The organism is Denitratisoma sp. agr-D3 (assembly GCF_054658675.1).
Map to the genome: position 1 here is coordinate 413,091 of NZ_BAAGIA010000002.1, position 16,157 is coordinate 429,247.

A 16,157-nucleotide genomic window follows, 5' to 3' on the forward strand; every position below is an offset into this window, starting at 1 on the left:
CGGGAGAGGAGGGGCCTTGGGCAAAGATGCCCCAGGGGGCACGCTTCCCCTGTAAAATCGCACCTTTGCGCCATTTTCCGGTTCTCTCCCCCATGAGTTCGAGCAAACCCAGCTTCCAGGATCTGATCCTGCGCCTGCAAACCTATTGGGCCAACCAGGGTTGCGCCCTGCTGCAACCCTACGACATGGAAGTGGGCGCGGGCACCAGCCATACCGCCACCTTCCTCCGGGCCCTCGGCCCCGAGCCCTGGAAGGCCGCCTACGTGCAGCCCAGCCGTCGTCCCAAGGACGGCCGCTATGGTGAGAACCCCAACCGCTTGCAGCACTACTACCAATACCAGGTGGTGTTGAAGCCCGCGCCGGAAAACATCCTGGAGCTGTACCTGGGCTCCCTCGAGGCCCTGGGCTTCGACCTGAAGAAGAACGACGTCCGCTTCGTCGAGGACGACTGGGAAAACCCCACCCTGGGCGCCTGGGGCCTGGGTTGGGAAGTCTGGATGAACGGCATGGAAGTGACCCAGTTCACCTACTTCCAGCAAGTGGGCGGCATCGACTGCAAGCCCATCACCGGCGAAATCACCTACGGCCTGGAACGCCTGGCCATGTACCTGCAAGGCGTCGAAAACGTTTACGACCTGGTATGGACCGAAGGCCTGTCCTACGGCGACGTCTATCACCAGAACGAAGTGGAGCAATCCACTTACAACTTCGAGCACAGCAATGTGGATTTCCTGCTCAAGGCCTTCGATGCCCACGAAGGCAACGCCAAGCACCTGATGAGCGAGGAAGTGGCCCTGGCCCTGCCCGCCTATGAGCAAGTGCTGAAGGCCGCCCACACCTTCAACCTGCTGGACGCCCGGGGCGCCATTTCCGTCACCGAGCGGGCCGCCTACATCGGCCGCATCCGCAACCTGGCCCGGGCCGTGGCCCAGAGCTACCTGGACAGCCGCGCCCGCCTCGGCTTCCCCATGGCGCCCAAGGCCCACGCCGAAGAAGTGCTGGCCCAGATCAACGCAAAGAAGGCTGCTTAAGAAATGAGCAACACAAAGAATCTGCTGGTCGAACTCTTCGTTGAAGAACTGCCCCCCAAGGCCCTGAACAAACTCGGCAACACCTTCGCCGACGCCCTGCTCAAGTCCCTGCAAAGCCAGGGTCTGGCGGCGACCGAGGCTGTCGTGACCGCCTACGCTTCGCCCCGCCGCCTGGCTGCCCACGTCACCGCTGTCGCCGGCCAGGCCGCCGACAAGCCCGTGGCACAAAAGCTGATGCCTGTGGCCGTGGGCCTGGACGCCAGCGGCAACGCCACCCCCGCCCTGGTGAAGAAACTGACGGCCTTGGGTGCCGATGCTTCCGTGGTGCCCCAACTGCGTCGCGAGAACGACGGCAAGGCCGACGTGCTGTTCTTCGACAGCGTCGCCAAGGGCGCGACCCTGGCCGACGGACTGCAAAAGGCGATTGAAACTGCCCTGGCTGCTCTGCCCATTCCCAAGGTGATGACCTACCAACTGGCCGACGGCTGGACCACGGTGAACTTCGTTCGTCCCGCCCACGGTCTGGTGGCACTGCACGGTGCCGACGTGGTGCCCGTTGCCGTGCTGGGGTTGACCGCTGGCCGCAATACCCAGGGCCATCGGTTTGAAGCTGCCGTCAGCCCCGTGACCATCGCCGATGCCGACAGCTACGCCACCGCCCTGGAAAAAGACGGCGCCGTGATCCCCGGCTTCGCCGCCCGCCGCGCCGAAATCGCCAAGCAACTGGCCGAGGCCGCCGCCAAGGCCGGTCACAATCTGGTGCCCATCCACGACGAAGCCCTACTGGATGAAGTCACCGCCCTGGTGGAACGGCCCAATGTGCTGATCGGCCAGTTCGAGGAAGCCTTCCTGGAAGTGCCCCAGGAATGTCTGATCCTGACCATGAAGGCCAACCAGAAATACTTCCCCCTGCTGGACAGCCAGGGCAAGCTGACCAACAAGTTCCTCATCGTCAGCAACATCCGCCCCAGCGACGCCAGCAACGTCATCGGCGGCAACGAGCGGGTGGTGCGCCCCCGCCTGGCGGACGCCAAGTTCTTCTTCGACCAGGACCGCAAGAAAAAGCTGGCGGACCGTATCCCCGGCCTGGACAAGGTGGTCTATCACAACAAGCTGGGCACCCAGGGCCAGCGGGTGAACCGGGTGGCCGCCATTGCCGAGGCCATCGCCCGCCTGCTGGGCAACGAGGTCCTGGCCGCCAAGGCCAAGCAGGCCGCCGAATTGGCCAAGGCCGACCTGCTCACCGACATGGTGGGCGAGTTCCCCGAGCTGCAAGGCATCATGGGCCGCTACTACGCCCAGCACGACGGCCTGGGCAGCGAGATCGCCGACGCCATCGAGGACCACTACAAGCCCCGTTTCGCCGGCGACAGCCTGCCCCGGGGTCTGGTGGGCACGGTGGTGGCCCTGGCCGACAAGCTGGAGACCCTGGTGGGCCTGTTCGCCATCGGCCAGATTCCCAGCGGCGACAAAGACCCCTTTGCCCTGCGCCGCCACGCCCTGGGCGTGGTCCGCATGCTGGTGGAAGGCGACCACAACCTCACCCTGGACAAGCTGCTGTTGAGCGCCGCCGGCGTCTTCGCCGACCTGGGGCTGGACCAGGACAAGGCCCCCCTGGTTTCCCTGGCCGAGCTGAAGTCCGGCCAGGTCAAGGAAGGCAACGCTACCCTGGGTGCCCTCAGCGCCTTCATCTACGACCGCCTCGCCGGTTCCCTGCGCGATCAGGGCTACACCGCGCAAGAAGTTGACGCCGTGGTGAGCCAGCGGCCCCAGCGCCTGGGCGACATTCCCAAGCGCCTGGCGGCGGTGCGCGCCTTTGCCGCCCTGCCCGAGGCCGCCGCCCTGGCCGCCGCCAACAAGCGGGTCGGCAACATCCTGAAGAAGGTGGAGGGGACGGTGGAGCCCAAGGTGAACGAAGCCCTGCTGCGGGAAGACGCCGAGAAGTCCCTGGCATCAGCCCTGGAACAGGTGGCCTACGCTGCCAACGCCGCCTTCGACAGCGGCGACTACACGGCCTCCCTGCAAGCCCTGGCCGCCCTGCGTGGGCCGGTGGATGCCTTCTTCGACGACGTGATGGTGAACGCCGAGGACGAGCAGTTGCGCCTCAACCGCCTCGGCCTGCTGGCCACCCTGCACGGCGCCATGAACCGGGTGGCCGATTTGTCCAAGCTGTCCACCTGATGCCGAACGCCCGGAGAAAGCCCGGTTTGTGCCGGATGTTCTGCGGGCGGGCGGCGACCATCCTGATCACAATGGCCCAATGAAACTCGTCATCCTCGACCGCGACGGCGTCATCAACTTCGACTCGGACCAGTACATCAAGTCCCCGGACGAGTGGAAGCCCATTCCCGGCAGCCCGGAGGCCATCGCCCGGCTGAACCAGGCGGGTTACCGCGTGGTGGTGGCCACCAACCAGTCCGGCGTGGGGCGCGGTCTGTTCGAGATGGACACCCTCAACGCCATCCACGAAAAAATGCTGCGCACCGTGGCCCAGGTGGGCGGCCGCATCGACGCCATCTTCTTCTGTCCCCACACCAACGAGGACAAGTGCAACTGCCGCAAGCCCAAGCCGGGCATGCTGGAGGAGATCGGCGCCCGTTACAACACCGTGCTGGCCGGCGTGCCGGTGGTGGGCGACGCCCTGCGCGACCTCCAGGCCGCCGTGGCGGTGGGCGCCCAGCCCATGTTGGTCCTCACCGGCAAGGGCGAGAAGACCAAGGCCGATCCCCAACTGCCCGCCATCACCCCCGTTTATGCCGACCTGGCAGCCGTGGCCGACGCCCTGGCCAAGGCCGGCAACTGAGCCCCATCCGCCATGGCCCTGCTGCGTTCCCTGCTCTACATGCTGTTGCAGACGATCTTCACGCCGATCTTCGTCACCAGCTTTTTGTGTTTCTTCTGGATGCCCCTGTGGCAGCGCCACCTCTACAGCCGCGGCTGGGTGTGGACCGCCCTCTGGCTGATCCGCCACGTGCTGGGCATCCGCTATGAGGTGAAGGGAGCGGAGAACATTCCCGCCGGCGCCTGCATCGTCATGTCCAAGCACCAGTCGGCCTGGGAGACCATCGGCCTGCAACAGGTGTTCCTCGGCTCCATCTTCGTCATGAAGAAGGAGTTGCACTGGATTCCCTTCTTCGGCTGGGCCCTGGCCCTCAACCCCATGATCGCCATCGACCGCGGCGCCCGCCGCGACGCCCTGCGCCAGGTGGTGACCCTGGGTACCGCCCGGCTCAAGGCCGGCTACCGGGTCATCATCTATCCCGAGGGCACCCGGGTCGCCCCCGGCGTGCACGGCGAGTACAAGCGCGGCGGCGCCGTGCTGGCCCACCACTCCGGCTTTCCCGTGGTGCCCGTGGCCCACAACGCCGGCGAGCTGTGGCCGCGCAATGCCTTCATCAAACGCCCCGGCCTGATCACCGTCAGCGTCGGTCCCGCCATCGATCCCAACGGCCTGCGCTCCGAGGAAGTATTGCGCCGGGCCGAGGAATGGATCGAAGGCGAAATGCGCCGCATCAGTCCCCACCGCTACCCCGCTCCCAGCGAGCAATCCTGATGGTTTTCATCGCCCGCCCAACCCTGATCCCGTCCGCCGCCAGTCGTCCGGCGCGGGCAGGGCAGCGGCGGACGCCGGCCCGGGCGGCAATCCCGGTTTCGGAGGTCGTCCATGAAGCCCCGTAATCCCCAACTCTCCCTGCGTCTGGACCTGGGCAATGCCGAGGACACCACGGCGCCCTGGTGCGAAGGCGCCAGCCTCGCCTATCTCGGCGGACAGCTGCGCCTGACCCTGGATACCACCCACAAGCAGGCGGCCCTGGATGGCGCCGTGCTGCACCTGCCGCTGCCCCCCGAGGCCACACCGCGCCAGATCCAGGACGCCGCCGAGGCCTGGTTGCGCCAGGAGGCCAAGCACTTGCTGGGCGAGGCCATCCATCGTCACGCCGCGCGCCAATGCCGCACCCCGCCCAAGCTGGCCCTGTCCTTCGCCGCCCGCAGCCACTGGGTCCATGTGGAGGCGGACTGCCTGCGCTGCAACTGGCGCCTGGTGGAGCAACCCATGGCCGTCATCGACCAGGTGGTGGCGCGGGCCGTGGCCAGCCTGCCGCTGCCGGTGGTGGAAGGCGATCTGTTCGCCGCGGTGGCGTGAGGGGATTCCGTTTTCAGCGGCGGCGTCGACACGATGACCAGGGCCCGGAACACCGGCATGGCACCGGCCTCTTCGGCGACTTCGCCAACCGGGGCCTGCGCGCCGCGCGGGAAGCGGGACTGATCATGAGCGCCGCCGAACAACTGCCCCTGTTCCGCCTGCCGCCGCCCGATGCGCCGGCCAAGGTGCACCACGTCCAACTGGGCAACCGCATCGTCGGCTATACCCTGCATCCGGCCCGGCGCCGCATGAGCCTCAACATCGACGAGCGCGGCCTGCGCGTCAGCCTGCCCCGGGGCGTGCCCCTGGCCGAGGCCGAGGCCTTCATCCGCCTCCACGGCCAATGGGTGCTGGACAAGCTGGACGAATACAGCAGCCGCGAAGTGCGCCGCCAGATCATGCTCCACGACGGCCAGCGCCTGCCCCTGCTGGGGGGCGAGGTGACGCTGCGCATCGGCGCCGGCAACAACCGCTTCCGCTGGTTCGACACCCTGCTCGAATTGCTGCCCCGGCCCCAGGCCGACCTGGATGCCCTGACCCGGCGCGCTTTCCAGACCCGGGCGCTGGAGGTGTTCGACAAGCGCCTGCGGCATTTCGCCGAACTCGGCGACTACGACCTGCCCACCCTGGCCCTCAGCAGCGCCCGTACCCGTTGGGGCAGTTGCAGCCTGGAATCGGGCATCCGCCTCAACTGGCGGCTGATCCACCTGCCCTTGGACCTGATCGACTACGTGGTCTGCCACGAGCTGGCCCACTTGCGCCAAATGAACCACAGCGCCCGTTTCTGGTCGGAAGTGGCGGCGATCTGCCCCGATTGGCAGGAAAGACGCCAGGCCCTGAAGCAGCGCGGCGCCCATCTCCCCATCCTGTGAGTACAAGACCATGAGAATCCTCCACACCATGATCCGGGTCGGCAACCTGGAAAAATCCCTTGCCTTCTACACCGAGGTCCTCGGCATGAAGTTGCTGCGCCAGCACGACTACCCCGAGGGCAAGTTCACCCTGGCCTTCGTCGGCTACGGCGACGAGGCCAGCAACGCCGTGATCGAGCTGACCTACAACTACGGCGTGGACAAGTATGAACAGGGCAACGCCTTCGGCCACATCGCCCTGGCCGTGCCCGACGCGGCGGCGGCCTGCGATGCCATCCGCCAGCGCGGCGGCAAGGTGGTGCGCGAAGCCGGCCCCATGAAGCACGGCTCCACCATCATCGCCTTCGTCGAGGATCCTGACGGCTACAAGATCGAGCTGATCCAGCACTGAGCCCTTCGTTGCCCACACCCTCGACACCATGAGGGAATTGATCCGCCTGGCCTGGCCGGTATTCATCGCCCAGGTCGCCATCATCGCCAACGGTATGGTGGATACGGTGATGGCCGGCCGCCTGTCCTCCGCGGACCTGGCCGCCATCGGCATCGGCTCGGCCATCTTCGCCTCGGTCTTCATCACCGCCACCGGCGTGCTGCTGGCCCTGACGCCGGCGGTGGCCCATCTGTACGGCGCCGGTCAGCGGCAAGCCATCGGCGAGGAAGTGCGCCAGGCCGCCTGGTTGGCCTGCGGGCTGACGGTGCTGGTGGAACTGCTATTCCTCTTTCCCGATCCCCTGCTGGCCCTGTCCCGCCTCACGCCGGACATGGAGACGCGGGTGCGCGCCTACCTGGGGGCCCTGGCCTGGTACGTGCCGGCGGGCATGTTGCTGCGCCTGTTCCACGCCGCATCCTCCGGCCTCGGTCTGCCCCGGCCGGCGATGATCCTGAGTCTGCTGACTCTGGCCCTGAAGGCGCCCCTCAACTGGGTGTTCATGTATGGCCATTTTGGTTTACCCGCCCTGGGTGCCACGGGTTGCGGCGTGGCCAGCGCCGTGGCCGGCTGGATCGTGGCCGGCATCGCTTGTTATTGGTGGGCCAGCTGGGAAGCCTACCGGCCCTACGGCATCTTTCAGCGCTTCAGCCTGCCCCGCGGGTCGGATTTGGCGGCCCTGCTCAAGCTGGGCCTGCCCATCGGCGCCACCTTCCTGGTGGACGTCACCGCCTTCACCTTCATGGCCCTGTTCATCGCCCGCCTGGGGGCCACCGCCTCGGCGGCCCACCAGATCGCGGCCAATCTCTCGGTGCTGTGCTTCATGTTGCCCACCGCCATCGGCCACGCCGCCGGCGTGCTGGCCGGTCAGTCCCTCGGCGCGCAACAGCCGGCCCAGGCGCGGCGAGCATGCTTGCGGGGCTACGGCCTGGGTATGGCCTGCACCATGGCGCTGGCCGCCGCCCTAGCCCTGGGCCGGGAGCCCTTGGCCGGTTTCTATAGCGCCGATCCGGCGGTGCGGGCGCTGGCCGCCAGCCTGATTCTTTGGGTGGCTTGCTATCACCTGGCGGACGGCTTGCAGACGGTGGCGGTCAACGTGCTGCGGGGCTACAAGCGGGCCACCGCACCCATGGTGATCTACGCCGTGGCCCTGTGGGGCGTCGGCCTCGCCGGCGGCGTGGCGCTGGGCTTGTATGACGGCTTGGGGCCGCCCCGGGGCGCGGCGGGCTTCTGGCAGGCGGGCGCCGTGGCTCTGACCCTGGCCGGGCTGGCGGTGACGGTCTATTGGTGGCGGGTGTCCGCCGCCGCCCTTCAGCCCAGGCCGGTGGCGAACAGCACGGCGCCGTAGCGGGCCGTCTTGCCCAGGGCGATCCAGGCCAGGCAGGGCCAGAAGGGCAGGCGCAGCCAGCCGGCGGCCAGGCACAAGGCGTCGCCCACCAGGGGCAGCCAGGACAGCACCAGGGCGGGGCTACCCCAATGGTGCAACCAGGCCAGGCTGCGGGGCGAAACCCGCTGTAGGGAGCGTTCCGGCAGCAGTCGGGCCAGGCCGTAGCTGCTGAGGCCGCCCAGGGTATTGCCCAGACTGGCCAGGGCCAGGGCATGCCACCACTGTTCGGGGTGCAACTTGACCACGGCGAACAGCAGGGCTTCCGAACCGCCGGGAAAAACCGTGGCGGAAATGAAGGCGGAGAGGAATAGACTGATCAAGCCCCCTTCCGGGGTGATCCACGACGCGAAAAAATCCATGGCGGGATGATAGCGTTACGGTCATCGCCCTCTGGGATCTTTGCGGACTATCGACATGAGCCAGACTTCCCTCTTGCGTCGCCTTTTCGCCCTGGCGCGGCGGCGCGGTTTGCGCGCCGCCGCCCAGTTGGCCGGCCCGCCCTCGTCGCCGCCGCCGACGGACTTCCTGCCCGGCGCCGACCCCACCGGCCCCACGCCCCAGCGCGAAGGCCGGGTCCAGTGTGCGAGCCCCGCCGGGCTGCACCACATGCACTATTACGAGTGGGGGGCGGCGGACAATCCGCGGGTGCTGCTGTGCGTGCACGGCCTGACCCGCAACGCCCGCGACTTCGACTTCATTGCCCGCGCCCTGGCCAAGGATTACCGGGTGGTCTGCCCCGACGTGGTCGGTCGTGGCCGCAGCGACTGGCTGCGGGACAAGGCCCTGTACGCCATTCCCCAATACGTGTCGGACATGGTGACCCTGATCGCCCGCCTCGGGGCGGAGCAGGTGGATTGGATCGGCACTTCCATGGGCGGCCTGATCGGCATGACCCTGGCCGCCCAGCAGGGCACGCCGATCCGCCGCCTGGTGCTCAACGACGTGGGTCCGCTGCTGTCCGCCAGCGCCCTGCAACGGATCGGCACCTACGTCGGTCGCCAGCACCACTTTCCCAGCCTGGCGGCGGCGGAGGCCCACATCCGCAAGGTGCACGCCCCCTTCGGCCTGCTCACCGACGAGCAATGGCAGCATCTGACCCGCTGGTCGGTGAAGCCGGACGTGGAGAAGGAGGGCGGGTTCGTCTTCCACTACGATCCGGGCATCGGCGACGCCTTCCGTACCGCGCCGATGTTGATGGACGTGAACCTGTGGCCCATCTACGAGCGCATCGCCTGCCCGGTGCTGGCCCTGCGCGGCGGCGATTCCGACCTGATTTCCCACGCCACCCTGGCGGACATGGCCTTGCGCGGCCCCCGCGCCAAGACCATCGAATTCGCCGGCATCGGCCACGCCCCCACCCTCATGAGCGATGCCCAGATCGTGCCGGTGTGGGACTTTTTGGCCGCGGCCTGATACCCTTTTGCCTTTGCGCCATTGTTTTCCTTTCGGTAAATCCGCTGTGAAATCCTCCGCCGCTTCCCGTCCGGCCGCCAAGGCGGCCGCGAAAACCCCCGCCACCCGCCCCATCGACTACCTGGAAAAGATCCTCAACGCCCGGGTCTACGATGCCGCCATCGAAACCCCGCTGGACCTGGCGCCGGGCCTTTCCGCCCGCAGCGGCAACAAGATTTTCCTCAAGCGCGAGGACATGCAGCCGGTGTTCTCCTTCAAGCTGCGCGGCGCCTACAACAAGATGGCGTCCCTGACGCCGGCCCAGCGCAAGCGCGGGGTGATCTGCGCCTCCGCCGGCAACCACGCCCAGGGCGTGGCCCTGTCGGCGAAGAAGATGGGCTGCCGCGCCGTGATCGTGATGCCCACCACCACGCCCGCCATCAAGGTGAACGCGGTCAAGGCCCGGGGCGGCGAGGTGGTGCTGGCGGGCGATTCCTACGACGACGCCTACGCCCATGCCAAGACCCTGGAAAAGAAACAGGGTCTGACCTTTGTCCATCCTTACGACGATCCCGACGTGATCGCCGGCCAGGGCACCATCGGCATGGAAATCCTGCGCCAGCATCCCGATCCCATCGACGCGGTGTTCGTCTCCATCGGCGGCGGCGGCCTGGCGGCCGGCGTGGCGGCCTACATCAAGCGGGTGCGGCCCAGCACCAAGGTGATCGGCGTGGAAACCTTCGACGCCGACGCCATGGCCCGCTCCATCAAGGCTGGCAAGCGGATCAAGCTCGATACCGTGGGCCTCTTCGCCGACGGCACCGCCGTGAAGTTCGTCGGCGAGGAAACCTTCCGTCTCTGCCGCGAACTGTTGGACGACATCGTGCTGGTGGACACCGACGCCATCTGCGCCGCCATCAAGGACGTGTTTGAGGACACCCGTTCCATCCTGGAGCCCTCCGGTGCCCTGGCCATCGCCGGCGCCAAGGAATACGCCAAGAAAAAGCGCCTCAAGGACAAGACCCTGGTGGGCGTGGCCTCCGGCGCCAACACCAACTTCGACCGCCTGCATTTCGTCGCCGAGCGGGCCGAGGTGGGCGAACAGCGGGAAGCCATCCTGGCCGTGACCTTGCCGGAGAAGCCCGGCGCCTACAAGAAGTTCGTCAGCCTGATCGGCAAGCGCAACATCACCGAGTTCAACTACCGCTACAACGACCCCAAGCAGGCCCACGTTTTCGTCGGCATCCAGGTCGCCAACCGGGACGAGGCCCACAAGCTGGTGGCCAACCTGAAGCGCCACGACCTGCCCACCATCGACCTCACCGACGATGAGATGGCGAAGAACCACGTGCGCCATCTGGTCGGCGGCCACGCGCCAGGGCTCACGGACGAACTGCTCTACCGCTTCGAATTCCCCGAGCGCCCCGGCGCCCTGATGAACTTCCTCGAGCACATGAGCAAGGGCTGGAACATCAGCCTGTTCCACTACCGCAACCACGGCGCCGACTACGGCCGCGTGCTGGTGGGCATGCAGGTGCCCAAGGGCGAGATGAAGGCCTTCAAGGGCTTCCTCGACGCCCTCGGCTATCAATGGTGGGACGAGACGAAGAACCCCGCCTACCGCCTGTTCCTGGGCTGAGTCAGAGCGGGGAGGCGATCATGGCTGGTTATGATTTCGACACCCCCATTGATCGCCGCGACAGCGACTCCATGAAGTGGTCCCGCTACCGGGGCCGCGACGTGATTCCCCTCTGGGTGGCGGACATGGACTTTGCCGCGCCGCCGCCGGTGCTGGCGGCCCTGCACAAGCGCGTCGACCACGGCGTGTTCGGCTACGCCAAACCCTGGCCCTCCCTCACCGCCGCCGTCATCGACCATTTGCGTCGCCACTACGCGTGGAAGGTGGAGGCGGCGTGGATCGTCTGGATCCCCGGCGTGGTGGCCGCCTTCAATGCCGCCTGCCGCGCCGTGGGCGGCACCGGCGCCAACGTGTTCACCGCCACCCCGGTGTATCCACCCTTTCTTACCGCGCCCGCCAACGCCGGCCGACACTTGGTGACCCAGCCCCTGGTGCAGTCGGACCCGGATGGCCGCTGGGGGTGGGACTTCGCGGCGACGGCGCGCAGCCTGGCCGAGAGCCGCGCCCGTCTCTGGCTGCTGTGCCATCCCCACAATCCCGTGGGGCGGGTGTGGCGCGACGACGAGTTGGCGGAGATCGGACGCTTGGCGGAAAAGCACGACCTAGTGGTGTGTTCCGACGAGATCCATTGTGGCCTGGTGCTCGATCCGGCCCTGCACCATCGGCCCCTGGCCTCCCTCTCGCCGCAACTGGCCCGGCGCACCATCACCCTGATGGCGCCCTCCAAGACTTTCAACATCCCCGCCCTGTACAGCGCCTTCGCCGTGATCGCCGATCCCGCCCTACGGCGCGCCTTCAGCCAGGTGATGGAGGGCATCATGCCCCACATCAACACCCTGGGCCTGGTGGCGACGGAAGCCGCCTACCGCGATGGCGACGAGTGGCGCGAGGCCCTGATCGATTATCTGCGCGGCAACGCGCGGCGGGTGGAAGCCGCCGTGGCGACCATGGACGGGTTGTCCATGACGCCGGTGGAAGCGACCTACCTGGCCTGGATTGATTGCCGCGCCCTCTGCCAGCAACGCGGCATCGACGATTCGCAAAAATTCTTCGAGGCTGCCGGCGTCGGCCTGTCCGATGGACGCGACTTCGGCCTGCCCGGCTTTGTCCGTCTCAACTTCGGTTGCCCCCGTGCTTTGCTCGACGAAGCCCTGGCTCGCATGACCAAGGCCCTGGCCTGAGGGACTGCACCTCTGTAACGACAGACACAAACCCTTACACTGGGTTTGTCCCCCACCACCCTCGCCGGTTCGTTATTGGACTCATGGGCAACGTCGCCCAGCAACCAAGAAAGTCGAGATCCAAAATGAACCGTACCCTGCGCACCCTGCTCGTTTCCGTGATCGGTCTGTCTGCTGTCGCTGCTTACGCCCAGGCCCCCGCCACGCCTGCTACTCCCGCCACCGCCCCGGTCAAGGCCGAAGCCAAGGCGGAAGCCGCCAAGCCCGAAACCGCCCCTGCCGAGAAGCACAAGAAGGTTCACAAGGCCAAGGTGGAAAAGGCCGAGAAGGCTGAAGCTGCCAAGACCGACGCCGCCAAGTAATTCGCTGCTTGCGAAAAGAGGCCACCGACGTGAGTGTCGGTGGCCTCTTTGCATTTTTCCGAGCGTCCTAGACTGCGTGTGCCGTCACGGACAACACCCGGTCAGTTTTTGATCGGGCGTCCCGAGGCATTTATTTCTTTTTGGACTGGGTCGTCTGCTTGGTGCCATACCACGTTTCCCAATCCACAAAGGCAGAAAAGCTGATGCCGCCAGAGGCCAGGTCCAGCAGTTCGTCCGGCAATTCGTCTTTGCCTGCGGGCAGGACGATGGTGACTTCACCGGGTTTTTCTTCAAGCACGTTGATCTTAAGAGTGGCCACAGGATTGCTGCCGAAGGTTTGTTGCAGGGCACCGTGGGGGTCCTTCACCAACAGGTCGTGGAAGTCGGCGTCCTTGAGGGCGCGGTCCACCAGGACGGCTTCGGCTTGACGACGAATGTCGAGGAAAGAGGGCTGGGTGGCTTGAGTGGTCATGGTTCACCTTTCACAAATTTAAAAATGCAGGCCAGTACATCTGGGTTATCTTTCGCGCCGTTTGCGTACGGAATACGCTGTCCGCGACGTGGTGCAATCTAGTCGTCACGCATGCGATCACAGAATCGTCACAACCTTGCCAGGCATGAATAATTCACACTCGCCCATCATTTCCCCGGTACTCCCCCATCAGGCGCAGGCATTGGCGCCGCTCACCTGGGATCGCTATCGTTGTCTGCTGGACATGACCGGCGCCGAAGCCGAAGCGCTGGTTCCTTGTTGTTTTGCTGCCTGGGACGGGGAGCGGCCGGTGGGGCTGATCGTTTCCGCCCGTTCTGATCGGCAAGCCAGGTCATCCGGCTGGCAGGGCCTTTACTCCCTCATGGTGGCGCCGGACTGGCGCAATCAGGGCATCGGCGGCGCGCTGTTGGATGCCTTGACGTCCGCCCTGCCTGTCCTGGGCACAAAGGGCATCGATACGAGCTACTCCGACGCCTTGCCCGGCGCACCGGCCTTCGCCGCCCTATTGCAATCCCGTGCCTGGCAGACGCCGTGGGCCGAGCGCTTCCGCATCTGCGGCGAGGTGCGCGCGACCCAGGCCATCTTCCGCGATGTCGAACAACTGTTGCAGCGGCTCCATCAGGGCGGTTTGCGCGTCCATCCCTGGCGGGAGCGCAAAGAGGAGGTGGAGGCCTTTGCCGTGGACGTGATCAAGCGGGGCGAAGCCCCAGCCTGGGCCAGTCCCGAGAGTTGGAGCGCTCGCCTCGACCAAGACATGTCCCTGGCGGTGGCCGATGCGGCAGGCAGCCTGGTGGGATGGGTGATTTGTGAATACCAGCCCGCCCTCAAGCGCTGGCATTTCCCCGTGGGTTGGGTCTGTCCCCCCTGGGACGGCTACGGCTGGTTGCTGGGCGTCTATGCCGACGGTGCCCGGCGCATTGCGGCAAAGGATGGTGACCAGGCACTGGTGGTGATCGAAACCGGGTCCGAACAGCAGGGCATGTGGCGCGTGTTGGAGCGGCGTTTCAAGCCCCACATGCGGTGGACCGATCGCCTGATGGTCAGTGCGCGGGCCCTTGCCGCTGAGTGAGTCAGGCGAGTGTCGTCAGGCAATGGCCGGTGACGGCGCGGCACGACCTGTAGCGTGCTCGACCCGTTGATTTCCGTTGCGGCAGACAGGCGGACCGTCAAACACCCTGGGTCTGGGATGCGCCCTTGAGCAAATGGGTTTGCACCACGTGGGCCACGACGCTCTTGAGGACCGGCAGGTAGCTATCGACGGATAGGTCGGGGTTGCGGATGACCCGTACCGTCAATCCTTCGAACAGGGACGCAAGCACGCTCAGGGGGCCATCCAATTCGGCATCGCTGAAATGGATGCCGTAGCGCTGCAATCCTTCCCGGAAGAAATCCCGCATGTGCACCATGGCCGCCTGATCGGCCTTGCGTACGATGCCGGCGACGCTTTCATTGCGCGCCGCCTCGGCGATGATCTCCAACATCAGCGGGGCGTTCTGGTCGCTGGTCGTCTCTTCCAGACAGTTGTCCACGTCGTCCACCAGGGCCTGAAGCAGATCGCCGCCGACGGAAATGCTGCGCAAGCGGTCGGTGATGGTGATCAGGTTGAGCAGGTCCCGCTCGACGATGGCGGCGATGATGGCTTCCTTGTTCTCGAAGTAGTGGTAGATATGGCCGACGCTCATGCCGGCGGTCTTGGATATCTGGGCCATGCTGGCGCCGTGGAAGCCCTGGCTGCGGAAACACTCGGTCGCCGCTTCCAGCACTTGCGCCTTGCGCGCCTCGGCGCGGCTGGGCTCGGGAGCGGGAGGGGTGTGACTTTCGATACGCATGACGGCAATCTTTCCATTGTGGTTATCAGCCAGTCGGCAAGCGGGCCGGCTGGGTTCGGGCCATGGGGATCCGCTACCGGAAACCCGTCGTTACACATCGACCATGGCGAAGCTCTGTATTATTTTTCCTATTCTAGATTAGAATGAACGCTCAAACTAATTATTGTGCTGTTTATTCCGAGGCCTGAGCGCTCCCGCCCCAGTCCCGATCCCCCAGGGAGAAATACATGAAAATCAAATACGTATCGCAGTTTGGTTGGGTCCTGGCCCTTGGTGGCTTGGTGCTGGCGGGCTGTGGCCAATCCCAGTCCCCTCAAGGGGGCGGAGCCGCCGGGCCGGTGGAAGTCGGGGTTTACGAGGTCAAGCCGCAGCAACTGGCCCTGACCACCGAACTGTCCGGACGCACCTCTGCCTATCAGGTGTCCGAGGTCCGGCCCCAGGTGAACGGCATCATCCAACGCCGCCAGTTCGTGGAAGGGGAAGACGTCAAGGCAGGCCAGTCCCTCTACCAGATCGATCCGGCCCTCTACCAGGCGACCTATGACAGTGCCAAGGCCACCCTGGCAGCGGCCAAAAACAAGGCCTCCCGCTACGACGATCTGGTGGCGATCAAGGCCGTCAGCCAGCAGGATTACGACGACGCCCAGTCGGCCCTCCAGCAAGCCCAGTCGGCCCTGGAGACGGCCCGCATCAACCTGGCTTATACCAAGGTGTCGGCGCCCATCTCCGGCCGCATCGGCAAGTCCAGCGTGACGCCAGGCGCCCTGGTCACGGCCAACCAGGCGACAGCCCTGACCACCATTCAGCAGTTGGATCCGATGTACGTGGATGTGACCCAGTCCAGTGCCGAACTGTTGCGCCTGAAGCGCGACTGGGCCAGCGGCAAGTTGAAGCGCGTCAACAACAAGGAGGCCTCGGTGCGTCTGCTGCTGGAAGATGGCAGCGAGTATCCCTTGTCGGGCAAGTTGCAGTTTTCCGACGTGACGGTGGACCAGGGCACGGGCACATACACCCTGCGGGCCGTGTTCCCCAATCCCAAGGGCGACCTGCTGCCGGGTATGTACGTCCGCGCCGTGCTGGAGGAAGGCACCACCAGCGAGGCATTGCTGGTGCCGCAGCAGGGCGTCAGCCGCGACAACAAGGGTAATCCCACGGCCCTGGTGTTGACCGCCGAGGGCAAGGTGGAGGCCCGCGTGCTGAAGACCGAGCGCACCGTGGGCGACAAGTGGTTGGTGGGCGAGGGCATCCAGAGCGGTGACCGGGTGATCGTGGAAGGCTTGCAGAAGGTGCGGCCCGGAGCGATGGCCAAGGCCGTGCCGGTAGGCAATGCAGCAGCACCGGCGGCGACCGAGGCCAAGGCCGGCGGCAGCGAAACCCCAGCGGCTGCCAAGCCCTGATGA

The 16,157-nt window shown here is 66.1% G+C and carries 17 protein-coding genes; 14 read left to right on the forward strand and 3 right to left on the reverse strand.

Annotation, left to right across the window (positions count from 1 at the left end; genetic code table 11):
* Window positions 1-92 precede the first annotated feature (92 nt).
* The 8 genes from glyQ to ACYQ2U_RS06985 all read left to right on the forward strand — a co-directional run bounded on the left by glyQ (window position 93) and on the right by ACYQ2U_RS06985 (window position 7,822).
* The gene (gene glyQ, locus ACYQ2U_RS06950; protein ID WP_459949631.1) at window positions 93-1,031 is read left to right on the forward strand and encodes a glycine--tRNA ligase subunit alpha; all 939 of its coding nucleotides are present in this window, start codon (window positions 93-95) and stop codon (window positions 1,029-1,031) included.
* Between the two features lie 3 nt (window positions 1,032-1,034).
* A complete protein-coding gene (gene glyS, locus ACYQ2U_RS06955; protein ID WP_459949632.1) occupies window positions 1,035-3,212 on the forward strand; it encodes a glycine--tRNA ligase subunit beta in 2,178 nt (725 codons plus the stop codon).
* A gap of 79 nt (window positions 3,213-3,291) precedes the next feature.
* Window positions 3,292-3,834, forward strand: a complete 543-nt coding sequence (gene gmhB, locus ACYQ2U_RS06960) for a D-glycero-beta-D-manno-heptose 1,7-bisphosphate 7-phosphatase (protein ID WP_459949633.1) — start codon at window positions 3,292-3,294, stop codon at window positions 3,832-3,834.
* A 12-nt stretch (window positions 3,835-3,846) separates the two neighbouring features.
* Complete coding sequence (locus tag ACYQ2U_RS06965; protein WP_459949634.1) at window positions 3,847-4,584, forward strand: lysophospholipid acyltransferase family protein; 738 nt, start codon at window positions 3,847-3,849, stop codon at window positions 4,582-4,584.
* Between the two features lie 111 nt (window positions 4,585-4,695).
* Window positions 4,696-5,175 carry a YgjP-like metallopeptidase domain-containing protein gene (locus ACYQ2U_RS06970; RefSeq protein WP_459949635.1) on the forward strand — a complete coding sequence of 160 codons (480 nt, stop codon included), beginning with the start codon at window positions 4,696-4,698 and terminating at the stop codon, window positions 5,173-5,175.
* On the forward strand, window positions 5,172-6,047 hold the full coding sequence (locus tag ACYQ2U_RS06975) for a M48 family metallopeptidase (protein ID WP_459949636.1): 876 nt from the start codon (window positions 5,172-5,174) through the stop codon (window positions 6,045-6,047). The genes ACYQ2U_RS06970 and ACYQ2U_RS06975 overlap by 4 nt, the downstream gene beginning before the upstream one ends.
* 10 nt (window positions 6,048-6,057) lie before the next feature.
* Window positions 6,058-6,438 carry a lactoylglutathione lyase gene (gene gloA, locus ACYQ2U_RS06980; RefSeq protein WP_459949637.1) on the forward strand — a complete coding sequence of 127 codons (381 nt, stop codon included), beginning with the start codon at window positions 6,058-6,060 and terminating at the stop codon, window positions 6,436-6,438.
* A gap of 28 nt (window positions 6,439-6,466) precedes the next feature.
* Window positions 6,467-7,822, forward strand: a complete 1,356-nt coding sequence (locus ACYQ2U_RS06985; protein WP_459949638.1) for an MATE family efflux transporter — start codon at window positions 6,467-6,469, stop codon at window positions 7,820-7,822.
* Here ACYQ2U_RS06985 and ACYQ2U_RS06990 read toward each other — a convergent pair.
* Window positions 7,786-8,220 carry a YqaA family protein gene (locus ACYQ2U_RS06990; protein ID WP_459949639.1) on the reverse strand — a complete coding sequence of 145 codons (435 nt, stop codon included), beginning with the start codon at window positions 8,218-8,220 and terminating at the stop codon, window positions 7,786-7,788. The two genes, ACYQ2U_RS06985 and ACYQ2U_RS06990, sit on opposite strands and share 37 nt — an antisense overlap.
* Window positions 8,221-8,275: 55 nt before the next feature.
* On the opposite strand from ACYQ2U_RS06990, the gene ACYQ2U_RS06995 reads away from it, so the two are divergent.
* From ACYQ2U_RS06995 to ACYQ2U_RS07010, 4 genes are all read left to right on the forward strand, one after another.
* Window positions 8,276-9,274 carry an alpha/beta fold hydrolase gene (locus ACYQ2U_RS06995; RefSeq protein WP_459949640.1) on the forward strand — a complete coding sequence of 333 codons (999 nt, stop codon included), beginning with the start codon at window positions 8,276-8,278 and terminating at the stop codon, window positions 9,272-9,274.
* A gap of 46 nt (window positions 9,275-9,320) precedes the next feature.
* Complete coding sequence (ilvA, locus tag ACYQ2U_RS07000; RefSeq protein ID WP_459949641.1) at window positions 9,321-10,892, forward strand: threonine ammonia-lyase, biosynthetic; 1,572 nt, start codon at window positions 9,321-9,323, stop codon at window positions 10,890-10,892.
* A 20-nt stretch (window positions 10,893-10,912) separates the two neighbouring features.
* Entirely contained in the window at window positions 10,913-12,073 is a 1,161-nt protein-coding gene (locus ACYQ2U_RS07005; protein WP_459949642.1) for a MalY/PatB family protein, read from the forward strand.
* Window positions 12,074-12,198: 125 nt separating this feature from the next.
* On the forward strand, window positions 12,199-12,435 hold the full coding sequence (locus tag ACYQ2U_RS07010) for a hypothetical protein (RefSeq protein ID WP_459949643.1): 237 nt from the start codon (window positions 12,199-12,201) through the stop codon (window positions 12,433-12,435).
* 130 nt (window positions 12,436-12,565) lie between these two features.
* Here ACYQ2U_RS07010 and ACYQ2U_RS07015 read toward each other — a convergent pair whose 3' ends face one another.
* The gene (locus tag ACYQ2U_RS07015) at window positions 12,566-12,907 is read right to left on the reverse strand and encodes a hypothetical protein (protein WP_459949644.1); all 342 of its coding nucleotides are present in this window, start codon (window positions 12,905-12,907) and stop codon (window positions 12,566-12,568) included.
* Between the two features lie 145 nt (window positions 12,908-13,052).
* Here ACYQ2U_RS07015 and ACYQ2U_RS07020 point away from each other — a divergent pair, with 145 nt between their 5' ends.
* Window positions 13,053-13,997 carry a GNAT family N-acetyltransferase gene (locus ACYQ2U_RS07020; protein ID WP_459949645.1) on the forward strand — a complete coding sequence of 315 codons (945 nt, stop codon included), beginning with the start codon at window positions 13,053-13,055 and terminating at the stop codon, window positions 13,995-13,997.
* 97 nt (window positions 13,998-14,094) lie between these two features.
* Here the strand turns inward: ACYQ2U_RS07020 and ACYQ2U_RS07025 are convergent, their stop codons facing one another.
* On the reverse strand, window positions 14,095-14,757 hold the full coding sequence (locus ACYQ2U_RS07025) for a TetR/AcrR family transcriptional regulator (protein WP_459949646.1): 663 nt from the start codon (window positions 14,755-14,757) through the stop codon (window positions 14,095-14,097).
* A 227-nt stretch (window positions 14,758-14,984) separates the two neighbouring features.
* On the opposite strand from ACYQ2U_RS07025, the gene ACYQ2U_RS07030 reads away from it, so the two are divergent.
* Window positions 14,985-16,154, forward strand: a complete 1,170-nt coding sequence (locus ACYQ2U_RS07030) for an efflux RND transporter periplasmic adaptor subunit (RefSeq protein ID WP_459949647.1) — start codon at window positions 14,985-14,987, stop codon at window positions 16,152-16,154.
* The last annotated feature ends 3 nt before the right edge of the window (window positions 16,155-16,157 follow it).

Bases quoted from the DNA above. Each gene is read 5' to 3' on its own strand.
- glyQ (WP_459949631.1), top strand. From the start codon at position 93: ATGAGTTCGAGCAAACCCAGCTTCCAGGATCTGATCCTGCGCCTGCAA.
- glyS (WP_459949632.1), top strand. From the start codon at position 1,035: ATGAGCAACACAAAGAATCTGCTGGTCGAACTCTTCGTTGAAGAACTG.
- gmhB (WP_459949633.1), top strand. From the start codon at position 3,292: ATGAAACTCGTCATCCTCGACCGCGACGGCGTCATCAACTTCGACTCG.
- ACYQ2U_RS06965 (WP_459949634.1), top strand. From the start codon at position 3,847: ATGGCCCTGCTGCGTTCCCTGCTCTACATGCTGTTGCAGACGATCTTC.
- ACYQ2U_RS06970 (WP_459949635.1), top strand. From the start codon at position 4,696: ATGAAGCCCCGTAATCCCCAACTCTCCCTGCGTCTGGACCTGGGCAAT.
- gloA (WP_459949637.1), top strand. From the start codon at position 6,058: ATGAGAATCCTCCACACCATGATCCGGGTCGGCAACCTGGAAAAATCC.
- ACYQ2U_RS06985 (WP_459949638.1), top strand. From the start codon at position 6,467: ATGAGGGAATTGATCCGCCTGGCCTGGCCGGTATTCATCGCCCAGGTC.
- ACYQ2U_RS06990 (WP_459949639.1), bottom strand. From the start codon at position 8,220: ATGGATTTTTTCGCGTCGTGGATCACCCCGGAAGGGGGCTTGATCAGT.
- ACYQ2U_RS06995 (WP_459949640.1), top strand. From the start codon at position 8,276: ATGAGCCAGACTTCCCTCTTGCGTCGCCTTTTCGCCCTGGCGCGGCGG.
- ACYQ2U_RS07005 (WP_459949642.1), top strand. From the start codon at position 10,913: ATGGCTGGTTATGATTTCGACACCCCCATTGATCGCCGCGACAGCGAC.
- ACYQ2U_RS07010 (WP_459949643.1), top strand. From the start codon at position 12,199: ATGAACCGTACCCTGCGCACCCTGCTCGTTTCCGTGATCGGTCTGTCT.
- ACYQ2U_RS07015 (WP_459949644.1), bottom strand. From the start codon at position 12,907: ATGACCACTCAAGCCACCCAGCCCTCTTTCCTCGACATTCGTCGTCAA.
- ACYQ2U_RS07020 (WP_459949645.1), top strand. From the start codon at position 13,053: ATGAATAATTCACACTCGCCCATCATTTCCCCGGTACTCCCCCATCAG.
- ACYQ2U_RS07025 (WP_459949646.1), bottom strand. From the start codon at position 14,757: ATGCGTATCGAAAGTCACACCCCTCCCGCTCCCGAGCCCAGCCGCGCC.
- ACYQ2U_RS07030 (WP_459949647.1), top strand. From the start codon at position 14,985: ATGAAAATCAAATACGTATCGCAGTTTGGTTGGGTCCTGGCCCTTGGT.